Source organism: Colwellia sp. BRX8-5 (assembly GCF_014077325.1).
GTDB lineage: Bacteria > Pseudomonadota > Gammaproteobacteria > Enterobacterales > Alteromonadaceae > Colwellia_A.
On the sequence record NZ_JACGVR010000018.1, the window covers coordinates 1 to 26,758 of the forward strand.

At 38.7% G+C, this 26,758-nt stretch carries 22 protein-coding genes; 11 read left to right on the forward strand and 11 right to left on the reverse strand.

What is annotated here, in order from left to right; translation table 11 throughout:
- Nucleotides 1-837: adenosylmethionine decarboxylase (locus tag H4J62_RS12615; RefSeq protein WP_182218229.1), on the reverse strand; the 837-nt coding region annotated here is incomplete at its 3' end.
- Between the two features lie 213 nt (nt 838-1,050).
- Between H4J62_RS12615 and speB the strand changes: the two genes are divergently transcribed.
- Nucleotides 1,051-1,992 (forward strand): agmatinase, encoded by a 942-nt coding sequence (gene speB / locus H4J62_RS12620; protein WP_259365005.1) that lies wholly within the window; start codon nt 1,051-1,053, stop codon nt 1,990-1,992.
- Nucleotides 1,993-2,060: 68 nt separating this feature from the next.
- Here the strand turns inward: speB and nhaD are convergent, their stop codons facing one another.
- Nucleotides 2,061-3,482, reverse strand: a complete 1,422-nt coding sequence (nhaD, locus tag H4J62_RS12625) for a sodium:proton antiporter NhaD (protein WP_310733551.1) — start codon at nt 3,480-3,482, stop codon at nt 2,061-2,063.
- Between the two features lie 370 nt (nt 3,483-3,852).
- Here nhaD and H4J62_RS12630 point away from each other — a divergent pair, with 370 nt between their 5' ends.
- Nucleotides 3,853-4,023, forward strand: coding sequence for a CopG family transcriptional regulator (locus H4J62_RS12630; protein WP_182218236.1), 171 nt, complete (start codon nt 3,853-3,855; stop codon nt 4,021-4,023).
- Between the two features lie 246 nt (nt 4,024-4,269).
- Here H4J62_RS12630 and H4J62_RS12635 read toward each other — a convergent pair whose 3' ends face one another.
- The 7 genes from H4J62_RS12635 to H4J62_RS12665 all read right to left on the reverse strand — a co-directional run bounded on the left by H4J62_RS12635 (nt 4,270) and on the right by H4J62_RS12665 (nt 13,268).
- The gene (locus H4J62_RS12635; RefSeq protein ID WP_182218237.1) at nt 4,270-5,070 is read right to left on the reverse strand and encodes a hypothetical protein; all 801 of its coding nucleotides are present in this window, start codon (nt 5,068-5,070) and stop codon (nt 4,270-4,272) included.
- Between the two features lie 308 nt (nt 5,071-5,378).
- Nucleotides 5,379-8,516: an efflux RND transporter permease subunit gene (locus H4J62_RS12640; protein ID WP_182218239.1), complete on the reverse strand. Its 3,138-nt coding sequence runs from the start codon at nt 8,514-8,516 to the stop codon at nt 5,379-5,381.
- 9 nt (nt 8,517-8,525) lie between these two features.
- Complete coding sequence (locus H4J62_RS12645; RefSeq protein ID WP_182218240.1) at nt 8,526-9,938, reverse strand: efflux RND transporter periplasmic adaptor subunit; 1,413 nt, start codon at nt 9,936-9,938, stop codon at nt 8,526-8,528.
- Between the two features lie 258 nt (nt 9,939-10,196).
- Complete coding sequence (locus H4J62_RS12650) at nt 10,197-11,048, reverse strand: DUF6279 family lipoprotein (protein WP_182218242.1); 852 nt, start codon at nt 11,046-11,048, stop codon at nt 10,197-10,199.
- 236 nt (nt 11,049-11,284) lie between these two features.
- A complete protein-coding gene (locus H4J62_RS12655; protein WP_182218243.1) occupies nt 11,285-11,815 on the reverse strand; it encodes a TetR/AcrR family transcriptional regulator in 531 nt (176 codons plus the stop codon).
- Between the two features lie 76 nt (nt 11,816-11,891).
- Complete coding sequence (locus H4J62_RS12660; protein ID WP_182218245.1) at nt 11,892-12,143, reverse strand: glutathione S-transferase N-terminal domain-containing protein; 252 nt, start codon at nt 12,141-12,143, stop codon at nt 11,892-11,894.
- Between the two features lie 12 nt (nt 12,144-12,155).
- On the reverse strand, nt 12,156-13,268 hold the full coding sequence (locus tag H4J62_RS12665) for an FAD-dependent oxidoreductase (RefSeq protein ID WP_182218247.1): 1,113 nt from the start codon (nt 13,266-13,268) through the stop codon (nt 12,156-12,158).
- A gap of 190 nt (nt 13,269-13,458) precedes the next feature.
- Here H4J62_RS12665 and H4J62_RS12670 point away from each other — a divergent pair, with 190 nt between their 5' ends.
- Both H4J62_RS12670 and H4J62_RS12675 read left to right on the forward strand, forming a co-directional pair.
- Complete coding sequence (locus tag H4J62_RS12670; RefSeq protein ID WP_182218249.1) at nt 13,459-14,076, forward strand: glutathione S-transferase; 618 nt, start codon at nt 13,459-13,461, stop codon at nt 14,074-14,076.
- Between the two features lie 89 nt (nt 14,077-14,165).
- Nucleotides 14,166-14,858, forward strand: a complete 693-nt coding sequence (locus H4J62_RS12675; RefSeq protein WP_182218251.1) for a cupin domain-containing protein — start codon at nt 14,166-14,168, stop codon at nt 14,856-14,858.
- 23 nt (nt 14,859-14,881) lie between these two features.
- Here the strand turns inward: H4J62_RS12675 and H4J62_RS12680 are convergent, their stop codons facing one another.
- Nucleotides 14,882-15,826: a LysR family transcriptional regulator gene (locus tag H4J62_RS12680; RefSeq protein ID WP_182218253.1), complete on the reverse strand. Its 945-nt coding sequence runs from the start codon at nt 15,824-15,826 to the stop codon at nt 14,882-14,884.
- Nucleotides 15,827-15,945: 119 nt separating this feature from the next.
- Here H4J62_RS12680 and H4J62_RS12685 point away from each other — a divergent pair, with 119 nt between their 5' ends.
- From H4J62_RS12685 to H4J62_RS12700, 4 genes are read left to right on the forward strand one after another with little or no spacing between them, the layout of a single operon-like run.
- On the forward strand, nt 15,946-17,127 hold the full coding sequence (locus tag H4J62_RS12685; protein ID WP_182218255.1) for an efflux RND transporter periplasmic adaptor subunit: 1,182 nt from the start codon (nt 15,946-15,948) through the stop codon (nt 17,125-17,127).
- A gap of 9 nt (nt 17,128-17,136) precedes the next feature.
- Nucleotides 17,137-20,280: an efflux RND transporter permease subunit gene (locus tag H4J62_RS12690; RefSeq protein WP_182218257.1), complete on the forward strand. Its 3,144-nt coding sequence runs from the start codon at nt 17,137-17,139 to the stop codon at nt 20,278-20,280.
- 3 nt (nt 20,281-20,283) lie between these two features.
- Nucleotides 20,284-21,720: a TolC family protein gene (locus H4J62_RS12695; protein WP_182218258.1), complete on the forward strand. Its 1,437-nt coding sequence runs from the start codon at nt 20,284-20,286 to the stop codon at nt 21,718-21,720.
- Between the two features lie 15 nt (nt 21,721-21,735).
- Nucleotides 21,736-22,764: a zinc-binding dehydrogenase gene (locus H4J62_RS12700; protein WP_182218260.1), complete on the forward strand. Its 1,029-nt coding sequence runs from the start codon at nt 21,736-21,738 to the stop codon at nt 22,762-22,764.
- Nucleotides 22,765-22,789: 25 nt separating this feature from the next.
- Here H4J62_RS12700 and H4J62_RS12705 read toward each other — a convergent pair whose 3' ends face one another.
- Complete coding sequence (locus H4J62_RS12705) at nt 22,790-23,563, reverse strand: ABC transporter substrate-binding protein (RefSeq protein ID WP_182231339.1); 774 nt, start codon at nt 23,561-23,563, stop codon at nt 22,790-22,792.
- Between the two features lie 780 nt (nt 23,564-24,343).
- Here H4J62_RS12705 and H4J62_RS12710 point away from each other — a divergent pair.
- From H4J62_RS12710 to H4J62_RS12720, 3 genes are read left to right on the forward strand one after another with little or no spacing between them, the layout of a single operon-like run.
- Nucleotides 24,344-25,069 (forward strand): 5-oxoprolinase subunit PxpA, encoded by a 726-nt coding sequence (locus tag H4J62_RS12710; protein ID WP_182216604.1) that lies wholly within the window; start codon nt 24,344-24,346, stop codon nt 25,067-25,069.
- Nucleotides 25,069-25,773, forward strand: coding sequence for a 5-oxoprolinase subunit PxpB (pxpB, locus tag H4J62_RS12715; protein ID WP_182216602.1), 705 nt, complete (start codon nt 25,069-25,071; stop codon nt 25,771-25,773). Before H4J62_RS12710 ends, pxpB begins: the two co-directional genes overlap by 1 nt.
- A complete protein-coding gene (locus tag H4J62_RS12720; RefSeq protein ID WP_182216600.1) occupies nt 25,766-26,746 on the forward strand; it encodes a biotin-dependent carboxyltransferase family protein in 981 nt (326 codons plus the stop codon). The genes pxpB and H4J62_RS12720 overlap by 8 nt, the downstream gene beginning before the upstream one ends.
- Nucleotides 26,747-26,758 lie beyond the last annotated feature (12 nt).

A 26,758-nucleotide genomic window follows, 5' to 3' on the forward strand; every position in this document is an offset into this window, starting at 1 on the left:
ACTCACATATTGTGTTGGAATTAACACCCTTAATTTTTGCTCAAAAGCTTGTTCATTAAAGCTCATTAAATCAAAAGATTTTGGTGCCAGTATCTCTAAAAGTTTTGGCGCAAGCAAAAGTAAATCTATATTCGATTCAAAGCTAATATAACTACTGTCCATTTGAGGCGTCACATGAATGGTTAAATATTGCTGTTCGTTAATCGCATTAAGTGAATAACCGTAAGGAGAAAAGACAAAGTCATCAATAATAAAGCCAGGTAGAATACTATCAATACACAAAAACTGACGAATTTCTTCAGCTGACAAATTAGCTTGTGTTAAATGTTTCGAAGCCTGCTCACTTATTTGATAGGCGAGTAACTCGTAGGTAATGTCATCAGTATCAGCAGTAAAGTCGTTATCTAAATGAAAAACGTAGTTGTGGTGACTGTCCATTTCACCAAAACGATAAGCCTTACCCGGTAAATATTGATTAATTAATTTGATATCATCACCAAAGCAGCTAGGCTGAGCGTTTGAAAAATATTCGTTCTTTCGCTGATAAGTGAGCTGTTTAATCACTTTTGTGCCAAATTTTTGAATAAAAAACTCTACCGCTTTAACTAACTGCGTTTCACCACAAGTTAATATTAATATTCTATCTGACCAGACAAATAAACTCGACTCGGACAGTAAAAAAGCTTTGCAATACTCATTTTCAATCGAAGATAGTATTTGAGCTTGACTACGATTAACTAATGCTGACCAAAATTCGTCGTCAATATCGTTAAGTAAAGAAAGCTGCTTACCATCGATTAAGATTTCAGCTTTTTTTTCTGATCCCTCAAAAAACATAACAACTCCTCATTAAAAAAATAGTGCGTCATTTTACAAATTATTTCATTTTTATCAATAAAATAATGTAGCTAACATCTAAAAAATAAACAACAAGCTTGCCATCCAATAGCCCTACTTTTATTCACAACACTATATTTTATAAATAAAACTATACATTTAGCCTTTATTTTGGATAATTAAGAAAATATTGCCGTTAGGTATCACGACTCGATGAATATGGTTAAAGAAATTAATGTGGGTTTAATATCCCCGCCAACACCTTTTGAAGGAGCTAAAGATAAGCGAGGTATTTTTCAAAATACCAGCCACATCATCGGCTTTGAGTTTGATGGTACCGCATGCTTTAGAAAAGGCACTAAAGATGGGCCTAACGCACTTCGAGCCGTTTCTGATGGTATTGAATCGTATTCTCCGTATTTAGACGCAGACCTTGAAGATATTTCATTTGTTGATCTAGGTAATTTACCGATTGATTTATCTATTAATGAACAAAGTTGTCAAGCTGATATAGAAAACGCCTATAGTAATGCTAATGATGCTTTTAACACCTTATTTGAAAATGTTGCTTTAAAAGAAAATAATATTCGCATTGTCACCTTAGGCGGCGAACATTCTATTTCTTACGCTCCAATAAAGAAGTATTTGAGCGAATACCCTGACTTAATCATATTGCATCTCGACGCACATGCTGATTTACGCGATGGTTACTTAGGATATCATTATTCCCATGCTGCTATTATCCGGCGTATTACCGATCATTTTGGTAAAGATAATAAGCTAATACAATACGGTATTCGCTCAGGTACTCGTGAAGAATATCAATGGATGAAAGCACATCAAACACTCAAAAAAAGCAGAGCTGAATTTCTTGCCAGTGTTGACGCTATTGCACAAGATACACCTATTTATTTAACCTTAGATTTAGATTATTTTGATCCAAGCTTTTTTCCAGGTACCGGAACACCTGAACCAGGCGGAGAAGATTTTCATTCATTGATTAGCTTATGTAAAATATTGCGATCTAAATATTTTGTTGGCTGCGATGTAGTCGAGTTAGCGCCTAAAATTGACAGTACAGGAAATAGTGATGTTTTTGCGGCGAAAGTCGTGCGGGAATTATTACTTTGTTTAGCGGGGCCAAGCACGGCCTAATAGTGGATCAATATCCTAAGAAAACACCTTTAATATAAAGCAGTTACATTAAAGGTGTTCCAGATTACTTAGCCATTAATTAAAAAATGAACATAGATACTGGCGCTATAGCCTAAAGCGATAGCCCAACTCCATTTAAGGTGGCCAACAAACGAGTATTTGCCTTTCGTTTGCCCCATTAAAGCAACACCCGCCGCAGAGCCAACCGACAGTAAACTTCCCCCTACCCCAGCGGTCATTGTAACTAATAACCATTGCTGTAAATCCATCACGGGGTTCATACTTAAGACAGCAAAAACAACAGGGATATTATCAATAATGGCTGAAAGTACGCCGACAGCAATATTGGCATAGGTCGGATCCCAGTTGGTATATAATAAGTCTGATACTAAACTTAAATAGCCCATAAAACCGAGGCCACCAACACACATAACAACCCCATAAAAAAACAGTAAGGTATCCCACTCTGCGCGTGCTATTTTTTCAAAAATATCAAAAGGAACGATATTACCTAACCTTTTCAGGGCTTTTTCATCATGACGGATAGTTGCTAAGGTACGTTTTTTATCTAATGAACGAGGAAGGCTTCTTCTTAAATAAAACCCTAAAAACTTGAGGTAACCTAAGCCCATCATCATTCCTAACACGGGTGGCATGTTAACAACACTATGGGTGGCAACTGACGTAGCGATGGTGAGTATAAATAAGAAAATAATTCGCTTCGCGCCACGTTTTAGCATGAAGTCTTCATCGGTTATAGGTGTTGATCTTTCATTAGAGATAAAAAAGCTCATAATAATAGCAGGGACTAAAAAGTTGACCAGCGAAGGTATAAATAGTACGAAAAATTGCTCAAACTTAACTAAGCCTGCCTGCCATATCATTAAAGTGGTTATATCCCCAAATGGACTAAACACCCCGCCAGCATTAGAGGCTACCACTATATTGATACAGGCAATGTTAATAAACTTAAGGTCCTTAGGAGCCACTTTAAGGACAATGGCACACATCAACATTGCCGTCGTTAGATTATTAGCAAATGAAGAAATAACGAATGCCATCATGCCTGTTACCCAAAACAAACTGCGTAAACTTAACCCTTTAGAAATCATCCAAACCCGTAAGCTATCGAACACCCCTCGCTCTTCCATCGCATTTATATAAGTCATCGCGACTAATAAAAATAATAATAACTGAGCATATTCTAATAAATTATGATTAAAAGCTTCTTCTGCCGCTTTAGGAATGCCGTGTTGGGTGTAAATCCAACCAATAATCAGCCAAATGACACCAGCCGCGACCAATACCGGTTTTGACTTTCTCAGATGAAGAAACTCTTCACTAATAACCAGTAGGTAAGCGATAATAAAAATCGTTAATGCAGTAAATCCTGCAATAGTGTTAGTGAGATCAATTTCACCGGCTCCAGCGGCAAAAGCAGGTGTTGCAAAGAGGAGCAGCAATACAGTCGTTATTAGTTTTTTCACGATATTTCTCTGAGTTAATTTAAAATTTGTCAAAAAACGTTTTATCTCAGCGAGCAGCGCTGCATTAGATATTCCTTTGACAGAGTAAGCAAAGATAATACAAGGCAACGGCCACCATCAAAAAAAGCCTGTGGCTAACGCTTTTAAAGGCTGAAAATTAAGAACAGCCATAATATAAGTATGTTGGGGGTTTATCTGCATGTCTTGCTTACATAAAATAAATATCGGTAAATATCATCAATATATAAGCGTAATTTATCGGTTAATATTTCACACGACAGCCAACAAAACGACAATTATATTCCAATTAAAAGACAATACAATTCTAATTAAATGATAATGAAAATAACATGTCGCTATACAAACATTAAAGGTGGTAAAAACAACAGCCAGACTTACAGTATTCATTGATCATAAAAAGGCGAACTTTGAAAAACTGGCTGCATTAGATGATGTTAATGCGTATCAGAAAGTGCGACAAATGATCGAGGAATATATTGAGGAAAAATCAGGAGAAAGTTTGCAAGGCGATGTTTTTAAATAAATAATATTTTAAGAGCTTGGTCGTTATCAACTTTTATAGTCTTTATTATCCCTATAAAGCGCTTAGCTAGGTAGACTGGTATCGACAGGACTAGTATCGATATTTTCGAACAAATATAAGGTGAGATTGTAGCCGAAGCTTTGGTGCTTTGTCCTTTTAAAGGGGAATATCTAATAGCTATTCATTATTAAATGACCCAAAATAGCTATTAAATTTTATTATCCCTAGCTTAAATAAACGTTAACATTATTCAGTTTTATAATCTTGAAGGGTCATGACCGCATCATGCAGGCTATCTTGGTTTACTTGGATAATACCGCGCTTAGGTCTGTCTAAATCAATAATAATAAAGACCACCAAGATGATTAAGGTGAATAATAATATCGTGGGAAATGCGGGACGCTTCTTCCCTAACCCGCTATTGTAACCAAGCATGCCGCCAACAGTAACAAAAACACTGAACAACAAAAACAATACCGGCTCGGGGACATGGAGTCTAAGCATAGCCGATCGTTTGTTTTCAATTTGAATCATGCTAGACAATGACTGATAAAAACCATTGGCAATTAACAATGATCTTGGATTTTCCAATTCTTGTTGTGCTAATTCAATCAGTTTCGCTTGTGATTTACTGACCTTTTTGTTCACAGCCATACGTTGCTCTGCATTGCTCAAATCTATTTGGCTCAGTGAAATACGTAGTGCTAGATAAGACTCTAATTCATCAAAAACGTCATCTTTTACTTTACCACTCAATAGTTTTGCTTGCATGGCTACTCTTGAAATAGCACCCGCTTCTTCAATAACCGCGCTGCTTCGTCCATCGTACCGTTGCAGCGACATATTAAACGTGAAACCCAGCAGCAAAGCCAATAAACCCAGAATGCCGGCTTGAATAGCCGTAGATTGACTTTTCATCTCGGTGTTTTCTGCGTCTTTATTACGTAAACCGAAGCTGTAGCCTATTTGGTTAATAATTAACATCAAAATAAAAAGGGTAATAATAATGATAATGCTATTTTTGTCGTACATTAATTCTTGGCTCACTAATTAAATCTCTACATTTGAATAAATTCGTGGGCAAAGAGTGGGTTGAGGGGGGTGATTGGTCAAGAAATATTTTAATAAATATCAGTATTACAGCTAACCTTGATGAAATATTGTAGCCAAAGCGTTATTTTAAGTAAACAGTTTACTCTACTGAGCATATTTTTAATAAAATTTGAAGAAATCAGCACTGCAGATAATAATGAAGTTAAATTTTTATGATAAATAAAAAAATTGCCAACCTAATGAAAGGTTGGCAATTTTTTAATGTTATTGCAACAACATAGTTAAACGTTTAACGGCTGACGTTATGACGATTTTCCTTTATCAACGCCTTTGCGTATTAACCAACGCATGTCATTTTTATAACGAGCGCAATAGCGTTTGATATCTTCCATAATCAAATAATTTATCGGCACTAAAAATAATGTAATGATTGTCGCAAATAAAATACCAAATCCCAGACTTACTGCCATCGGAATTAAGAACTGTGCTTGAGTACTCTTTTCAAATAAAAGTGGCATTAAACCAGCAAACGTTGTTAATGATGTCAGTAAAACCGGCCTAAAGCGACGACCACCTGCCGCATAAACAGCCTCAAAAACAGCACTCCCCTCAGCACGCTTTTTGTTAATATAGTCGACCAGGACCAGTGAATCGTTAACCACAACACCCGATAACGCTAAGACCCCCATCAGACTCAATAAGGTTAAATCCATGCCCATTATCCAGTGACCTATAACCGCACCGACAATGCCAAAAGGAATAACCATCATCACCACTAAAGGCTGAGAATAACTTTTAAACGGAATAGCAAGTAGGATATAAATCACCAATAACAAGCCAAACATACCAAATTTCAGTTCTTGGGAAGACTCTTTTTGATCTCTAGCTTCACCAGCCATTTCATAATTCATGCCTGGATACGTACTTATCGATTGTTGTAAAAATTCTTCTAACTCTTCCTGTACCGCAGACAAATTACCTTGCTCTTTGTTAAAGTCAGCCGTAATAGAAAGTGTTCGCTGTCGATCAATACGTAAAATACTCGAAGGACTTAATCCAGGCACTATATCAGCAATCTGCCATAGCGGAACTTCTTGACCTGCTTCGACTCTTATCATCATCTGCTCTAACGTCTCAATCGACTGTCGAGCAGCAATAGGATAGCGCACCATAACTCGCACTTCTTCGCGCCCACGTTGAATACGCTGAACTTCAAAACCGTAGACTGCTTGACGAACTTGTCTTGCAACCATATTTAAATTAAGTCCAAGTAACGTTGCTTCGGGCTTAAGTTTTAATTGTAGTTCTTCTTTGCCATCAGACATTGAGTCTTCAACATCTGAAACTGCTGAGTACTGCGTTAATTTACTTTTGAATTTATCGCCTAGCTCAGCTAAATCATTAGCATTCTTGCCACGCAATTCGATATTAATAGCGGGTCTATTCCAACCAATCTCAGCTCGATAATTTAATTGCTCAGCGCCAGCGACTTGTCCAACCATTTTACGCCATTCTGCAACTATCTGTTGCGTGCCAATATCTGTGCTGCGGTCTTCTGGAGGGATTGTTTCGACACGAACACGTCCCGTACTTGAATTACGTCCACCACTAATAGAATAAATATTCTTAATAATAGACTCACCAGATTCGGGATCAATATATTTCTCTTGTAATAACTTTGCTTGCGTAGTCATATGTTGAACAATACGATCGGTACTTTCAAAAGCGGTACCTGTTGGCATTGTTAGTGTTGCTGTTGCTACTTCACTTTGCACACGAGGGAAAAATACAAATTTTGTCTGTCCGCTTGAAAGCGCACCAATAACTATAAAAAGTGACGACAACATAATTGCCAGCGTCGCGTAACGCCAGCGCAGCGCTAATGCTAATGTTGGTTGATAAAATTTAGCAATAAACGTCTCTAAAGAGGTAGATATTGCCATTTGAATACGTGTTAGCCGCGATGGCGCGCCTGTTCGCGGTTTAATATGTTTAAGATGCGCGGGTAATACCAATTTAGACTCGATCAATGAAAAGAGTAAAACCGGCACAATAACGTAAGGAATACTCTGGTACCAACTGCCTCGTCCTTCAAGTAAAGCCAGGGGTATAAAGGCTGCAACAGTCGTTAAAATACCAAAGGTAACCGGTACGGCAACTTCTTGAGTACCTCTAATGGCAGCGGTAAGGGGATCAGTACCGCGTTGCATATGTTCGTAAACATTTTCCCCCGTAACAATCGCATCATCGACAACAATACCTAGCACCAAAATAAAAGCAAATAGGCTCATTAAATTCAAAGATATACCAAAAAATGGCATCAATATAAATGCACCCATAAATGACATTGGAATGCCAAGACACACCCAAAATGCAACGGCGGGTCGTAAAAATAAAGCTAAGAGAAGAATAACTAATAGCGCACCTTGCCAAGCGCTTGTAGTAAGCGTAGCTAAACGTGCTTTTATCGACTTACTGCGATCGCGCCAGTAAGTCATCGTTAACCCTACCGGTAATGCTTGTTGTTTACCTGCGATATAATTTTTAACGGCATCGGTTACTTCGATAATACTTTGATCACCAACGCGAAAGACCTCTACCTCTATTGCGGGTATACCGTTAAATCTTGTTCTCAAGGGGGTTTCTTCAAATTCATCACGTAAAACAGCAATATCACCTAAACGGATTAATGTACCATCTTTATCAGTTAATATCGGTAGCTGGCTAAAGTCACTTGCTTTATAAGCTTGACCAATACTGCGGATAAAAATATCTCCGCCTTCAGTTTTCAAATTACCGGCGGATACATCTGTAGAGTTACGTCGTAAAGCGTCGGCAACCTGCTCTAAGGTAATATCATATTTTCTTAATGACCATTCAGGTATTTCAATCGATATTTCAAAACGCAGAGAGTTATCAACACTGACTTGAGTAACCCCAGGCAACGAAGCTATTTCATCTCGAACATCTTCAGCAAAGCGGCGTAATGTTAAGCTGTCATAATCGCCATACATCACCACACCAATGGCGTCACGCATACGCTTAGGCATTGTCACCAAAGGACGTTCAGCTTCAACAGGGAAATTATTAATCGCATCTACGCGAACTTTCATTTCGTCGAGAACTTCTCTAACGTCGAAACCGTCTTCTACTTCAACAGTCACGGTTGAACTGCCTTCATTAGAGCGCGAAGTCATTTCACGAATGCCTTCGATATCTTGAATCGCTTCCTCCACTCTTATGGTTAAACCTTCTTCAACCTCTTGTGGTGAAGCGCCAGGTAAAACAGCACTAACTTGTACAGTATTTATTTCAAATTCAGGAAATAAATCTACAGGGATTTTGTTAGACAAACTATAAAGTCCAACAGCAACGATGACCACCATAAGAAGATTAGCAGCAACGTCATTACGAGCAAACCAAGCGATTAAACCATGCATAATGAGTTCCTAGTCCGTAGTCGAAGTGGATGAATTACTTGGGGATTTTTTTAAAGCCGGTAAACCTTCTTGCTTTTCACTATCACTGTCTTGTATCTCTTGATTCCTTGCGGGTGTTGTCATTTTCTTTTTAGCTAATTCTTCATTGGTTGTCGAATTAATGTCATTCAATGATTTAACTCGGGTACCCGCGGCTAAATTGGCCGTTGGCGTTAAAATAAGCTTATCGGTAGAATCAATAGCGCCAGCATAATTATAAATGTCGCCAGCAAGTGAAGAAGCCGAAATAACGACAGACTCAACATCTGTCCATAAAGGTTCAATAGCACGTTTTTGCAATAAACCATCTTCTGCAACCGCGATCATATTATTCTGACTTACTGCTCTTCTTGGAATAGCATAGACATTCTTCAATTGTGTGCCTTCAATCTTTGCTCTTAAAAACTGCCCAACACGTAATGCGGGGAGTTGTGGAGAGCTAACAAAAGGATTATCGAGCTTGGCAACAACGTAAAGCATACGAGTAGATGAATCAAAAGCTCCTTCGCTACGTACTAACTTACCTTTCCACGTATAAGTTTTACCACCTAACTCACCTTCAAAAAGAACAACAGATTGATGTTCCTTGTTGTCTGTAGGCTCGTTGCCTGGTGCATTGTATTCATCGGGTAAGTAGATGTGCGCTAGGTCTTGGGCTTTTACAGGTAATCTTACTTCAATATAATCAGTGGAATATATCTCAGCAATAGTTTGAGAAGGATTAACAACTTGCCCTAAATCAACCATTTGCTTCAAAATTTTTCCGTCAAAGGGGGCTTTAACTTGAGTTCTCTCAAGGTTGAGTTTGGCTTTCGCCAATTGCGCTTTAGATGCATCATAAGAAGCGAGTGCAGCCGCAACTTGTGGAATGCGAAGTGCTAAATCACGACCCGCTTTACTACCGGGTCTAACATTCCAGTCGCGCTCAGCGACATCTGCTTGAGCCAACTCTTCTTTGTATTTTACCCAAGCATTAGCGACCGTTGATTTTGCAACATCAACTTCTATCTGATAATCACGAGGATCAATCGCCAGTAAAACATCACCCGCTTTAAATGATGCTCCTGCACGAATATTATTAGCGACCTCAATAACACGCCCACTGACATCTGAAACTAATTGCGTTCTAGTTAAAGGCTCAGCTGAGCCGTAAGATTCAATCCAAACAGGGTAATCCGTAGCCGTTAGTTGTACTGTTTCAACACCAACAGAAGCCGGCGGTCCTCCTCCCCATTTCCGTGGAGTAGGTTTACTAGCAAACATCGCTGCAATAATTGCAAAAGCAATAGCAAAAATCACGATGGTTACAATCAAATGTATTCCCCAAACAACAGGTTTTTGGGTCACTTCCACCGGTTTTTGTGGTGAATTAATATCGTTCATTTAGCACTCTCTTAAATTATTTTTGCTGGTGTCTGCACGTTAATCGCACTTACTACCGGTGATATGTATAAATTAATATATGTTATACGATAAAACCAAGATTAAGTTTACTTTTCATGTGAAAAAATAGTTTTATTTTCAGGCGGGTACAACAAAGAAGAGATCATTAAAATTAAACACGGAGGAAAATAACAACGTCAACGCAAAGTTGTCTTATAAAAGTTGTCTTATATAAGTGCTTTAAAACAATATCTGGTGCTAAGTGTTTATAGCCAGTTCATTTAAATCATCAATTAAATCATCAAGTTTTTTATTAAATCGATTCAACTGTTTATCTGTTAAGCTGTTCATCATAATGTGAAATATTTTTACAGAGGTATCACTATTATTTTTAGATAATGTTTTGTGTTGCTCAGACTTTAATGACTCTGGTTCAGAAATAAGTTCGGTAAACATCACTTCATATTCTTGCCTATCTAATCCCATGGCTAATACCTGCTTTAAACCTGTGTGCCATTTTATTCGATAATCCATTCTATGATTAAATGTCGGTGCTAGACTTTTGGTCAGTTGACATACTTCAACTTTTTGACTTTCAGTTAACTTCCCCAACCATTTTTTGAACTGGTCTTGTCGTTCTATACATGTTTCTTTAAGCCATTGCTCTTGAGATAACTCATCATAGTCGTCGAGACGTTCTTCATTATTATTGGCAATTTCATCGACAACTTGTTTTCTTTGGCGACTACTCAGGGTATGAACTAACGATATCAGTGCCGGTTTTGCTTGCTCTCGCACTGCAAGCCAATGCTGTTTGATGATGACTAACTGATCGTCGACTTCTTCTACGGTAATACCGCGATTTACTTGGTCTTTTAGCGTGATAAGTTGCCGACTATATTCACTGAGTTGTGTTCGTCGGTGCCATGTATGCAGCTCATTAAATGTCGTATCAAATGTTTTTTGCTGTTCTTGGCTTAAGGTAACGTAATCATCAAGATACCAATTGCTCCACCAGTCTAAGTGGTTATAAATAAAACTAAAACTACAGGCTGATAGCAAAAATGAACTAAAAATCACAACAATGCCATTTTTAATAATTCGTTGCATATACCTGACCTTATTTTATTTGTGATTGATAACTAGCATGATTAAAGTAATGAAATATAGATTACTGTCAGCTCGGGGAATATTTGCCAACATTATTTTAATACGCTGTAGCGTAAAACAAGGATCAATCGCTGTTATTTTAGATACCATAAATTATCGTCAGTACTATCGACGGAAGTCATCAACCATGACAACGGTGTGAACGACATTATAAGGATTTACTTGCTACAAGATGACTAAAAAAAGTCGGTAAGGCTGTCAAAAGCCGATGTATCGTCTAACACTTTTGCTAAAATCATCATCCCTTCTAAAGTAGCTAATAACTGAATAGCTTTAGTTTTGGCAATGTCTACTGCTAAACCTTTTTCGTCTATATACACTGCTTGTAACCAGTTTATATTTAATTCAAAAAAGCGTTTTATTTCTATGTTGACTTGCTCTGGCAGTGCATCAGACTGTGCGCCTAACAAGCCACATAAACACATTTGATTGTCTTTTTCTAATGCCGTTTTAAAAGCATTAATATAGAGATTAATCGCACTACGGCCCTTTAACTTTGCTTTCTCAGCATTTAATAACGCTAAAAAATCATCTACGTACTGGTGTGCTAGTGCGGCACCTAAATCAGCTTTTGTACGAAAATAGTAATGAACACTTGAGCTTTTAATGCCAATTTCATCAGCCAGTTCCCTAAAGCTAAAATTACCATAGCCACCAGATCTTACTTTATTTTCAGCTAATTTGAGTATTTGAGATTTTTTATTCATAAATAAATGCTATTTGAAGGTGAAGTAAATGATGAAATTATTAAATAAATTTAATAATTTCATCCATTATCAATGACTAGGCTATTTTATTCAAATAGTTAATAATATCTCCAGATTCATACAGCCAAGATTCTTGACCATTTTCTGTAATTTTTAAACAAGGTACCTGTTTCTTTCCCCCTTGTTCGATTAACTCTTTATTAAAGGCTAAATTTTTCTCTGTGTCACGTAATTCAAGCGTAACATTGCTAGTTTTCATTGCGGCAATGACTTGTCGGCAATATGGACAATGAACCTTGTGATATAAAGCATAAGAACTTTTACTCATTATATTTTCTCTCTAGTTAAGGTCATTAAATTCTTTTTTTAATGACTTAATGGTTGTATTTGCGGCAAATAATGCGCCTTCAAGGTAACCGGCTTCTTGCTGAGCAAATTCGCTACCGGCTAAATATAAATTTAATGAGGATAATTCGCCAGCAAACCCCTTCATATTAAAATAAGGATGATTTGGTGGCTCCACTCTGTCTTTTTCAACGGCAACATAATGATCATTACCCCAGCTTTTTAAATAACACTGTAAGTATTGCTGGGCCTCATCACCAAATAATAAGCTCAGTTGATTAATACACAAAGCTTTAACCCGTTCTACAGATAAACCTTCTATCGCTTGTGACGAAAGCCCAATAAAACCAAATAAAGCGAAATCTTGCTGTACTTGTGCCGAGGCATCATGAATTTCTATCATAGGTCCAACACGGCTAAAGGCTTGCCCTGCTAAGCCTTTCGTTCGCCAAAAAGCCTCTTCATAAGTTGCAATAAACTTAGCTTGGCTTGCCATCCAAGTAGGCACAGCGACAAGGGCTGCGGTTAAAGCTTTACTTGCCCAATGAATGGGTGTTAAAAATTCATTAATGATCCGCGGCGGTAAAGCTAAAACTAAATGGTCGGTTTCAAAAATAGATGTCGAGTCATCTTTAGTATTATTTACTGTCACTTGCCAGCTATCGTGCACTTTTGTTAATTGCTCGACTTGACAACTAAGCTGATAGTTATCTTTAGATAGCTTAGCCTGTAAAGCTAAAATGAGCTTGTATAATCCGCCAGCTAAACGATGTAAAAGTGGCCCTTGACCATTTTCAATAATTTGTGGCTGAGTATGCTGATCCGCATGATAAACAACCGCACCTTCAATATGTTGGTCAAACAAATGTGTTTGCAAGTCAGCCACTAATGCTTTCATCTGATGATGATGCGGAAATATCCACGTCGGACCTAAATCATGTAATGGTTCATTTTCATCATACACTTTCGGTTGCTCGCTATATATACGGCCACCAAAAACATCTTTTGCTTCAAAAAGAAGATAAGGAATATTCAACTGTTCTAGTTGATAAGCGGTATATAAACCCGCTAATCCCCCACCGACAATAATCACACGTTTATTATTCATATATGTAAACTTTAAAAAAAACTATCTACTGATAGATAAATATTAGCTAGCTCGACCTGTAAAAGCAACTTTAATTTTTTAGAAGACTTGAGTTTTAAATAAAATTTGACAAAATAATTAAAAATACGCAGACTACCTACCAGTAGGTAGTCAAGTAAACAACGATAACCAAATTAATTGGAAATATAAAATGAAAATATATGATGTAGAAGGTTTTCCTAACCCATTGCGTGTCCGCATGGCGTTAGCAGAGAAAAACGCCTCTGACAAGGTCACTTTTATTGCTGTTGATGTGATGAACAAAGAACATCGAAGTGACGCTTTCATCGCTATGAACCCCTTAGCCAGCGTACCCGTATTGGCATTAGATGATGGAACTTACATCGCTGAATGTTCTGCTATTATTGAATATATCGACCACACTTTTGAGGGGATATCGTTAACAGGGTCAACGGCAAAATCTCGTGCCGTTATTAGCATGATGCAACGAAGAGCTGAATTAATGGTACTTGATGCTGTCGCTACTTATTTTCATCATGCTACCGACGGCCTAGGACCTGAACTTGAAACATATCAAAATAAAGAATGGGGTAAGAAACAAGGCGAGAAAGCACTTGCTGGTTTTAAATACTTTAACACTGTTTTAAGCAACCAGACTTATGTCGCAGGTGAAGCTTTTACTGTCGCTGATATTACCCTGTTTGCCGGTCTTGGTTTTGCTGACTTTGCAAAAATAGCCGTACCCGACGAATACACACATTTACTCAATTGGCGTGCTAAGGTTGCTGAACGTCCAAGCGTTAAATAAAAAATGACTGATAGTCATTTTACATGAAGGTTTTTACTAAATGTAAAATGACTCACTTTCACCCTTACTGTTTTAAAATAGGATTGATTATGGAAATTTTAGCTAACTTTGAACAAAGAGCTATCGTGCACAGTACCTCATTAGCATGGTTAGCTTCACCTATGCCTGGCGTAGACAGAAGACCGTTAGACCGAGTAGGCGGTGAAGTGGCCAGAGCAACATCGATAGTAAGATACGCAAAAGGAAGCAAGTTTTCTGCCCACGTTCACACCGGTGGTGAAGAATTTATTGTACTTGAAGGTGTATTTCAAGATGAACACGGCGACTACCCTGTCGGCTCATATATTAGAAACCCACCACAATCTTCTCATACACCTCGTTCTGATGAAGGCTGTATTATTTTTGTAAAACTTTGGCAATTTCAGCCAGAAGATAGAAGCCATGTTTGTTTACAAACACAGCAAATGTCTGCAACACCGACAGAAATACTAGGCGTTTCAATTATCCCACTACACCAAGATACAATCGAAGAGGTCGCTATTTTATCTTTTGAACCGAGCGCAGTAATGAATATTGTCGCGACTCAAGGGGCTGAAGTTTTAGTGTTATCAGGGGAGTTACAAACACCCAGTGATTTATTACAAAAGCATAGTTGGGTACGTTTGCCATTAGGCGATACCTTAACGGTAACCGCTGGTAGTGCTGGCGCAAGAATTTGGCTTAAGACAGGTAATTTAACTGAGGTAAATAAGCAAATAAAACGAGTAAAATTGGCGGGTTAATATTTAATAGCACAGACAAATATCTACCGGGTATATAACTGTTCAAAGTTAGGAATAGCCCGTTCCCAAATAGGTATTTCTTTTCCTAAATACTCACGAACCGCATCAAAAAATAATCGCGTTCTAACGGGTAGATCGCGATGTGGATATACTGCATAGATAGCGCCATACTCCATTAATCTAACGTCGGTTAATAAAGGTACTAAACGACCATCTTTCACTTCGTTATCAAGTACGAAAGCTGGCGCAACAAAAAACGCGCTACCTGATAATGTTTTCATCAATAAAACTTCGGCATCGTTTGCCCTAAAAATACTATTGAGTTTTTGTTCCTTGGCTTCACCATTTTTATCATAGTAGCGAACACCTTCGACTTTAAACGAGGTGCTAGCGTAACTTGCTGCCGGTAATTGCGTTAAATCTTCGATAGTTTGAGGTAAACCATAATTAGCAATAAATGTCGGGGTCGCTAAAATTAACAAACGATTACGCGCTATTTTACGAGCAATTAACGACGAATCTTTGGGCTCACCGATACGAAACGCAAGGTCAAACCCTTCTGAGACAATATCAATAACACGATCATCTAAACGCAATTCTACTTCAACCTGCGGAAAGCGCATTTGAAAATCGTTAATGACTGGCTGTAAGTAACGTTTCCCAAATAAGGTAGAAGACGTTATTTTGAGGACTCCTTGGGGCTCCAAATGATAATTTTCAGCCATTCGTACTGTTTCGCCCAGTAACTCTCTAAGTTCAGCTGCTTTTTTAACCATCTCAGCGCCAGCAGCCGTTAAGGAAAATGAACGTGTAGTGCGATTAAGTAATCTAACGCCTAATTGTTCCTCAAGGCGGCTGAGCTGTTTAGAAATAACCGAACGGTCAATATTACGTACTTCAGCCGCTTTAATAAAAGAACCTTGTTCAACCACTTCAAGCAACATCAATAATCGGCTAGTCGTATCCATATTTTATTACCATTACAATTCTATTGGTGCCATTTTGGCACTAATCAAATGCAAAATCTATGGTTTTTATCAACAGGTTTGTTACGTAAAATTGCGCTCAAATTAAAAGAGGTCTTATTATGAATAAACATTTAATCGCAGTAGCTATTGCTATGGCAAGCTTAACTTTATTAGGTTGCTCAGAAGCGCCTAGTCAAAAAACACAGCAGCAACAACTACAGTCGATTGATGTGGCAGAAGTGCTAGTCAAATCTGTACAAAATTGGCACACCTATACCACCCACTTAGAAGCTCCCGAGCAAGTTGCTTTGAAACCACGTGTTTCAGGGGTAATAGAGTCGATTGCTTTTGATGAGGGTCAGCAAATTAACACGGGCGATCTCCTGTTTAAACTAGATGATCGACCCTTTTTAGCTATTGTTGCTAGCCTTCAAGCACAAGTAAACAGTGCAAAAGCTGCATTTGATCAAGCAAAAAGTGAAGAAGAACGTGCAATACGTTTAACTCAACGAAAAGCGATATCCACTGAACAAGCAGAGTCTCGCACGTCAACATTACGTCAGCGCGAAGCACAACTCGCTGCATTACAAGCACAATTAACAGCAGCACAACTTGATTTAGAATTTACCGCTATTCGTTCACCTATCGACGGTATTATTTCTCGCGCCAACATTACCAAAGGCAATAACATTATCGCCGGACAAAGTGTGCTAACAACGATTGTTTCTAACCAAGCGATGTTTGCTTACTTTGACATTGATGAGCGCACTTGGAATAGCGATTTTGCTAATATTAGTGCCTCCGATCAGCAAAAAGTCATGATGCAAAAAGTAGGACAAAGTGAGTTTGCTTACCAAGGCTATATTGATTTTATTGATAACCAAATAAATTCGGCAACCGGCACATTGCGGGTAAGAGCGGTATTTAATGAAGAGAAAAACCAACTCCGTGCAGGCTCTTTTGCACGCATCAAGTTGGCTGCAAATGCCATTACCGAAAAAATTATCGTGCCTTCACGCGCTATTGGTACCGACTTAAAAAATAATTTTGTTTTAACTGTTGGTGAAAATAATATTTTGCAATATAAGCTGGTTAAATTGGGTGAGCGTTACGGCAGTTTACAGGCGATTACTTCCGGGCTAAAAGCAACAGATGTTATTGCTGTTAATGGCCCTGCCCGCGTAGGTCCAGGCATGCCTGTCGCACCTAATAATGTCACCATTGATAGTGCTGGTATTGCCTTTACTTTATCACCTGTTGCTGATGCCAGTTTAACGGCAAAACTAACGTCAGAAGAATAAGAGTTAACCATGAACTTTTCACATTTTTTTATACAACGCCCGATATTCGCAGCTGTCTTGTCATTTGTCATTCTGCTTGCTGGTGGACTTTCACTTTTTCAACTACCCGTTAGTGAATACCCTGGTGTTGTGCCACCAACCGTGGTGGTTACGGCAAATTACCCGGGGGCAAACCCTTCGGTTATTGCACAAACAGTGGCAACCCCACTTGAGCAAGAAATCAACGGCACTGAAAACATGCTATACATGTTTTCACAAGCCACTGGCGATGGTCGTATGACCTTAACGGTGACGTTTGCTCTTGGAACTGATCTAGATCGCGCGCAAGTACAAGTACAAAATAGCGTTAATAGTGCATTATCTCGCTTACCAGAAGAAGTGCAACGTCTGGGTGTGGTTGCAGAAAAATCATCGCCTGATTTAGCTATGGTGGTACATTTATATTCACCCCAAGAAAGCCATGATACCGCATATTTATCTAACTACGCCGATCTCTACGTTAAAGATAAAATCTCCCGCTTACCCGGCGTTGGTGATATAAAATTATTTGGTGGTGGTCAATATTCGATGCGCGTTTGGCTTAACCCAGATGCATTAGCTGCGCGTGAATTAACCGCAACCGATGTTATTAATGCATTACGTGAGCAAAACCAACAAGTTGCTGCCGGTAGTTTAGGCTCTCAACCTGCTGCTAACGACAGTCAATTTCAAGTATTACTCAATGTAAAAGGCCGCCTTGATAACATTGAAGAGTTTGAACAAGTTATTATTAAAGTCGGCGAACAAGGCCAACTGACTCGATTAAAAGATGTCGCTCGTGTTGACCTAGGACAAAATACTTATGCCTTGCGTGCCATGTTAGACGGGCAACCTGCTTTAGCTATGCCTATTTTTCAACGACCTGGTTCTAATGCTATTGAGTTATCAGATCAAGTACGGGCAACTATGGCGTTATTATCTGAAGACTTCCCTGCTGGTGTCGAATACGACATAGTTTACGATCCCACTATTTTCGTCCGTGACTCTATCGATGCAGTAATAACGACCTTAATTGAAGCCATTGTTTTAGTTGTGATTGTGGTAATACTATTTTTACAAACATGGCGTGCTTCAATTATCCCGTTAATTGCCGTACCCGTGTCGTTAATTGGTACCTTTGCGGTAATGCAATTACTTGGCGTTTCAATTAACACCCTATCACTTTTTGGTTTAGTACTGGCAATAGGTATTGTCGTCGATGACGCTATTGTTGTCGTTGAGAATGTCGAGCGTAACATCGAAAAAGGGCTAAGCCCTTTAGAAGCAACACGCGTTGCCATGACAGAAGTCACCGGACCTATTATCGCTATCGCCTTAGTATTAAGTGCGGTATTTATACCAACGGCATTTATTAGTGGCCTATCGGGGCAATTTTATAAACAATTTGCCTTAACTATTACGATATCAACGATAATATCGGCCTTTAACTCTTTAACGTTATCGCCAGCATTGGCGGCATTGTTATTAAAATCACACGATAGTAAACCAGATCGATTAACACGCCTACTTAATAAACTTTTTGGCCGTTGGTTATTCGCGCCTTTTAACCGTGTTTTTGAACGTGGTAGCCATGGTTATCAGAAGCTGGTTAAAAAATTAATGCGTATGAGTGTTATCGTTATTGTTGCCTATATCGCACTCTTGGGTGGAACGGTACAGTTATTTAGCAGTGTGCCCGGTGGCTTTATTCCAGCACAGGATAAACAATATCTTATCGCTATTGCTCAATTACCTGACGCAGCAAGTCTTGACCGTACCCATGCGGTGGTTAGAGAAATGGAAAAAATTGCTCTAGATATACCAGGTGTTGCTCATACTGTTGCTTTTCCTGGCTTGTCGATCAATGGTTTTACTAATAGTCCTAATAGTGCGATTGTTTTTCTTCCTTTAGATGCTTTTTCTCTGCGAACTGATGATAGTAAATCAGCTATGGCAATTGCAGCGCAATTAAACCAACGTTTTACAGCCATAGATGAAGCTTTTGTTGCGGTATTTACACCACCACCAATCCAAGGTTTAGGTACAACCGGCGGCTTTAAGTTACAAATTGAAGACCGTGGTAACAAAGGCTTTGAAGTGTTATTTAATAGCTTACAGGCAGTTATTGACAAAGCAAGACAAGACCCTGCATTGGTAGGACTGTTTTCAAGTTTTAGAATTCAAGTTCCACAAATGGATATAGATATCGACCGTGAACAAGCCTTAATACAAGGAATTCCACTTGATGAAGTCTTTAATGCGCTGCAAGTCTATTTAGGCTCAGTTTATGTCAATGACTTCAATATGTTTGGTCGTACTTATCAAGTAAAAGCGCAAGCAGAAGCTGAGTTTCGCCAAGACCCTGAACAAATATTAAACCTCAAAGTGCGCAATCGCCATGGTGATATGGTGCCGTTAGGTTCTGTTTTAACCGTAACGCCAACAACAGGTCCAGACCGTGTAATGCATTACAATGGTTACCCAAGTGCTGAGCTTAATGGTAGCCCTGCCCCTGGTTATAGTTCAGACCAAGCACAAACGGCAATAGAAGGTATATTGGCCAATACCCTACCCAAAGGTATTGCTTATGAATGGACAGAAGTGACTTACCAACAAATATTAGCCGGCAACACTATGGTGTATGTTTTTCCGCTAGTGGTGCTTTTAGTCTTTATGGTTTTAGCTGCACAATATGAAAGTTTGCGTTTACCTTTAGCCATTATTCTCATTGTACCCATGACTATATTCTCTGCTTTGTTAGGTGTTTGGCTCGTTGGTTCAGACAACAATATTTTCACCCAAATTGCGTTAATTGTTCTGGTCGCACTGGCCTCGAAAAATGCTATTTTAATGGTAGAGTTTGCTAAGGATCAAAACGAGCAAGGCTTATCTCACTTTGACGCTATTATTGAGTCATGTAAGCTGCGTTTACGTCCAATACTCATGACTTCGATAGCCTTTACGGCTGGGGTACTACCGTTAGTTTTTGCTACAGGTGCTGGAGCAGAAATGCGCCATGCTATGGGTAATGCGGTGTTCTCAGGCATGATAGGCGTGACTGTATTTGGCCTGCTTTTTACGCCAGTATTTTATATTTTAGTGACCAAGACTAAACAAAAAAAGGTTGAGGAGTAGCCAATGATTAAGTTACTTACCCGTAGTTTAAAAGCCAAGCAATTTAGCGCTAAACCGCTAAAAACCAAGTTAACTGTCGGTGTCGTTTTAGTCGCCAGCTTATTATCGGGATGTGCCACCAAAATTGATGAGCAACAGCATCAACAATTAATGAAAAGTTTTATTGCTGATGCTGATATAGCCACACAGTTGACCGGTCAAGACGAGATTAATTGGTGGCAACAACTCAACTCAGTACAATTGAATCAATTGATTAAAGATGCACTTACCAATAACCATGACTTAAAAACAAGTCAGTTACAATTGCAAAGTGCTTTAGCTAAACTCAAGGTAGAAAAGAGTGATTTTCTACCACAAGGTGGGCTTGAGATTGGTGCGCAACGCACCAGCATAGCTGATAATATTAGTCGTCAATCAAGTGCTAATCTAGCCTTAAGTTGGCAACTCGATTTATTTGGTCGTATTAATGCGTTAGTTGATGCCGCCAATGCATCAGCGATGAGCCAGGCTGAACAATTACGCGCCTTGCAAATCGAAGTGATTTCGTCTGTTGTTAAAGGTTTCATTAGTTATCAGGGCAATATGCAAAAGCAAGAGATTATTAGTCTGCAAGTTGCTGCGCTTAAAAAAAGTATCTTGGTTCTTTCCGCCAGGGTTGAAGAAGGCATTGCTAATGAACTTGACTTAAACCGCACTCGTGCCCAGTTAAGTCAACAACAAGCATTATTACCTGAAACAAGTTATGCATTATATAACGATTTATCTACGTTGGCCTTATTAACCGGTCGTTTAAGCGGCGATATAAAGCTTAATAATGAACAAAAGATCTTTGACTTACCCTTTGAGGTCACTTTAGCGCAACCCAGTTCGGCTATAGCTTTACGTCCTGATATTAGCCAAGCCTTATATCAATTTAGCCAAGCTAATTCGTTAAGTGTAGCCGCAAGTAAAGCCTTGTTACCTGACATTAGTTTAAGTGCCTTTGTTGGTGTGCTAAGCCTTGGCAGTAGTCAATTAAATAATAGCCAGCATCAATGGCAAGTCGCGCCACAAATACAATGGTCATTATTAAGCTATCCAGCTTTACTGGCGCAACGTGACGCGCAGCAATATTTAAGTGAAGCGGCTTATAGCCAATATCAGCAGGTTGTTTTAGCGGCTATTAATGACAGTGAACTATCGTTACAATTGCTGACAAAGCACCTTGAACAAAAACGCTTTGCAGATAAACGTTTTCAATTTGCTCATCAAGCTTTTATGCAAGCTAACGCTATGTATCAAGAGGGGCAAATTCCTTACTTAGAGTTGTTAGATGCGCGGCAGGATGTTTTAATAGCCCAAGAAAATGCAGTAAACGCGACCATTTCTTCATCTCTGGCCAAAGTAAGTGCCTATCAGGCTTTTAATGGTCGGTGGAGTTACGGTTTAATCACCTTGTAAAGTTTGAGTTTTTTTATGCTAACTACTGAGATATTGCCCAACATTGACCAACCTACTTCTATGCGAGCTATAGTGCTTGAAAAGGCAAACGAAAAAATCCATTTATCTGACGTGCTATTGCCGTTACCTGAGTGCGATGAACACGAGCTGTTAGTTAAGGTTGAATATGTAGGTCTCAATCCTATTGATGCTCATTTCGCTAAAAGTGGATTTTCTCAATGGCAATATCCTCATATTCTTGGCTTAGATGCAGTTGGCATTGTCGTTCAAGCTAAAAAAGGCCTGTTTCCTAATATTGGCGACCGCGTTATGTGGCATGCCAATATTGGTCAACAAGGCGTGCTAAGTGAGTACGCTAAAGTCCCTAACTTTGCCGTTTCTATTGTGCCAAAAAATGTTACAGCAAGTGAAGCGGCAACACTTCCTTGTGCCGGTATGACGGCTTTAATTGCTTTAGATAAATTACAAGTAGTACAAGGCGATACTATTTTAATTGAGGCTGGTGCAGGTGCTGTTGGGCAATTTGCTATTCAGTTTGCCAAGGAACGTGGTGCAGATGTGTTTACCACGGCTGCTAAGCATAATCATAAATTAGTAAAGAAACTCGGTGCTGATGCAATATTTGATTACCACGATAAAAAACTTTGTCAAAAAATTCGCCTAGCATTAGGACCACAAGGTTTTGATGCCGTACTTGACTCTGTTGGTGGTGACTCAACAATGCGTAATATTGAGCTGATGAGGTTTTGTGGTCGTATTGCTTGCTTGCGTCCCTTGCCTAACATTGACCAAGAGCTCATGTTTAGAAAAGCGCCCAATATCGGCATAGTATCACTCGCTGGTGCGTGGTTAGCCAATAGCTTGTGCGCACAACAAAAAATGAGTTTTAAGAGTAATCAATTACTTGATGCACTAGCAAAAGGCAGTATTCAAACGCCTGATATTACCTTAATTGAATTTAACGCACAGCAGGTTTCTCGTGCCCTGCACATTCAAGTTGATGGAGGTTTTACCGGTAAACAAGTGGTAAAAATACTTGCCTGAGGGTTTTATTTAGTCCGTTGGCTGGCTACTTTTTTGAGTGCCAATCTGAGATACCATAACGCTGCAATATTTTTGACAGTTGTCCTTTTTTTCTTAGTTTTATTAAGCCTTTATCAAAGGCACTAATATATTTAAGCTTAGTGTCTGGTGCAAAGCCGATAAAAAGCGGAACAAATATACCTTGGGTACCGGCATATTGTAAGTTAGTGATTTTTTTATCCTGAATTTCATATTCAACATTAAAACGCGAATCAAGCAGCACAGTTATACGCTGCTTACTGAGCATTTTTAAAGCACTGGATAACGGCTTATCTCCCGAGGCTAAAAATATAAATTCACCCGAGGTTTCTTTTAGGCCACTCACTGCACTGCCGTATTCATAGCCATTAATAAGCCCAAGAATATTGCCCTGTTCAATGAAGTTTTTAAGGTTCTCTATGGTAGAAAATTTCCATTGAGTTTCGTTACTAACATAAAAGTCATTATACAAGCCGCCATAAACTTGTTGGCTTTGCCTTAAATCAAAAGCTTCAATGTGTTCTTTTGTTAAAGCGAGGACCATGTCTAACTTTGATTGTTGAAGAAGCCTTAATGAACGAGCCAGCGGCATAAGGGTAAAACTAACATCATAGTCTTGAGCTTCAGCAATTTCACTGATGATTTCAATTAATATACCTGGCTTATCATCTTCATTACAAATGTAAGGACACCATTCGTCTGAAGCAATGTTTATGGTGTCATTTGCCTCAACTTGCAGTGACCATGAAAAAACAATAAATAATAGATATTTATTCGACATTTAGCACCATCGTTTTTACCTAATTTCAACGGTGAAATTAGGTCCCCCCCATAAGAATGTAAGTAGATCTATTGGTATGTTAATAATTATAACAATAGTCAGCCTTTAGCTTGTTAAAGCTTAGCTTATTTTTAACTTTAACAGTAACTTTAACTTTAACAGAAACGACCGATTGCTTGTTACTGGGGTCAAAGGTAACAATACCAATTTATACCTTACAGGCATTGCTAATGTAAAGTCGCTCGTCAAACAACTGGCCACTCATCCCGTGATTGTAATCAATACACTCCGTCATTTTATCATGTCTGTGGCAACTACTTATTTGAAAACCTAGCATTAAATCAAGTCTTTGCCTTAACAGGACTACAGACCATAACTGCCGGTAAAGTCTAAAATAATGACATTAACACATGCAAGGAAATGTACAGATAACATTTTATCTTATTACTTGCGAAAATAAATTATGTAGGATCAATAAGTACACAAAAATGATCATTTATTGAACTGGCAAGTGTCTTATTGCATTGATTTTATTGTTGTACACTCCCCAAAAGTATCATTAACATCTTTTTATATTTATCTCAGCCATTTGATTTAAGTAATCTAGCCTCTCTTATTTAGATACTATTAGCCTTATACACCTAAAATTTAGTAAGATGCTGGCTAATCTTTGTCACTTAACAGCATGCTAAAGATTTAAAATAACGATGCTTGGTCAGAGTATAGTTAAAGTAATCATAATTCTTCACTGCATATACGGTAATATTTTTAGGAAATGAAATGAAGTTAAATTGCGACCTCGGCGAAAGTTTTGGCTCTTGGAATATGGGCTCAGACGCAAAAGTAATGCCGCACATTGATCAAGCAAATATTGCTTGTGGCTTCCATGCCGGCGATCCTTTGGTCATGCAAAAAACATTACAATTAGCTAAGCAGCACAACGTTAGTGTTGGCGCTCATCCTAGTTACCCTGATTTAGTTGGTTTTGGTCGTCGCTCAATGAAGTGCTCCACAGAAGAAATTATTGCGTTAGTTTTATATCAGGTGGCGGCTATTGATGGCGTTGCTCAGTCTTTAGATATTGAGCTTAGCTATGTAAAACCTCATGGTGCACTATATAACGACATGATGACTAATATTGAAGTGCGCGAGGCGATACTTTCAGCCATAGCCCAATATCACAAACCACTTAAGCTAATGATACAAGCAAGCTCAAATATTAAAAAACATCGCGCTCAAGCAGAAAAATTTAACGTAGAAATACTCACTGAAGCCTTTGCTGACAGATGCTACAACGATGATGGCAGCTTATTATCACGTAACATAACAGGTGCGGTGCATAATAGAGAAAAAATGATCGAACAAGTTAAACTGTTAAAAGAGCAAAGCAGTGTCATCACTATTAATGGTAAGCGCTTACCTTTAGAAGTAGACAGCTTGTGTGTGCACGGTGACAACCTCGAGGGCGTAGAAGCAATAGCCACTATTAGGGAGCTTGTTCGTTAATGTCAGCAACATTTAAAATAGAAATTGCCGGTGAAAACAGCTTGATCCTTTATTTTGACCAACCCGTTAATGATGAAGTTGCCGCAAAAGTACAGCAAGCACAATGGCTGATCAGGCAAGAGATGAGCAATGATATTATTGATTTAATACCATCTTATGCTTCAATATTAGTGATGTTTAATTTACACAATATCGACCATCATCAGATCACTAACAAATTGCAAAAGCTATTAATAAACTCACCAATAATTAATAATAATCAAGGGGCACTCATCGAATTACCTGTTTATTATTCAAGCGAGTCAGGACCCGACTTAGCGGCTATGGCTAAATCTAAAGACTTAACCATAGAGCAAATAATTACCCTACATCAGCAACAAGAATATAACGTTTATGCGATTGGCTTTGCGCCTGGGTTTGCTTATTTAGGCGAAGTTGATCAGCGTATTGCGATGCCTAGATTAAGCACTCCTCGTATAAAAGTGCCTAAAGGGGCTGTTGGTATTGCTGACAGGCAAACAGCTGTTTATCCAAGTACTTCTCCCGGTGGTTGGAATATTATTGGTCTTTGCCCTATTGAAATGTTTAACGCCAATAAAACGCCAACAATGCCCGTTCAAGTAGGTGATAGGGTTAAATTTAAAGCGATTTCCAAAGATGAATTTTTTGTACTAGGTGGTGTATTAGGTGCAACATATGATTAGTCAAAGTAAAGCTTCTTTAAGAAGACCGGCAATAAACTTAGGTTTTATTGTTAAACGACCAGGCATGTTAAGTCTTGTTCAAGATGAGGGTCGTTATGGTGCTTTTAATGTCGGTTTAACCAATGGTGGTCCGATTGATAAGCTGGCTTTTCACTGGGCAAACCGCTTATGTAATAATGCCCTTAATGTTAGTGCTATTGAAGTGAGTGTTGGTGGTTTTGCCATCATTGCACAAGTAGATGCTGTTATTGCCGTAACAGGCGCTGACATGCCATTAACCATTAACGGTCAAGTAAAAACGTTATGGCGCAGTTATCAGGTGAAAGCCGGTGACTTAGTCGAACTAGGTTTTACTAACCTTGGTATGCGAAGTTATTTTGCTGTTGCTGGTGGTTTTAATATAACATCCAGTTTTGGCAGCACTGCAACCGTTTGCCGTGAAGGTATCGGGGGATTAAAGGGCAAAAAATTAGCCGCGAACGATATACTCCCTTGTGTAACAACAAAAGATTCTCAATTAGTTAGTTTATCTATAGAAGACCAACCTAAATATAGCCAAGAAGTACTGCTGCGTATTATTCCTAGTTATCAGCAACATCATTTCAGTGTAGAACAGCAAAAATTGTTTTTTTCAAGTGAATATAGCGTTGGTAAAAGCTTTGACCGGATGGGTTATCGTTTAGAAGGTCAAAAAATTGTCTCTGATATTAACGGCATCTTATCAGAGGGTATTTGTCATGGTGCCGTGCAAATTCCTAGCGATGGCCAACCAATAGTATTAATGAATGATCGTCAAACAATTGGTGGCTATCCTAAAATCGGTGCAGTTATATCCATTGATACCGCCAAATTAGGTCAGTTATCTCAAGGCGGTAAAGTACGCTTTGCGCCTATTACGATGGAAAAGGCACGTGAACTTATTCTCGAAGATTTAAGCTTATTTGAACAAACCCAAGTTAGCGTCTGTGATTAATATAAGTCACAC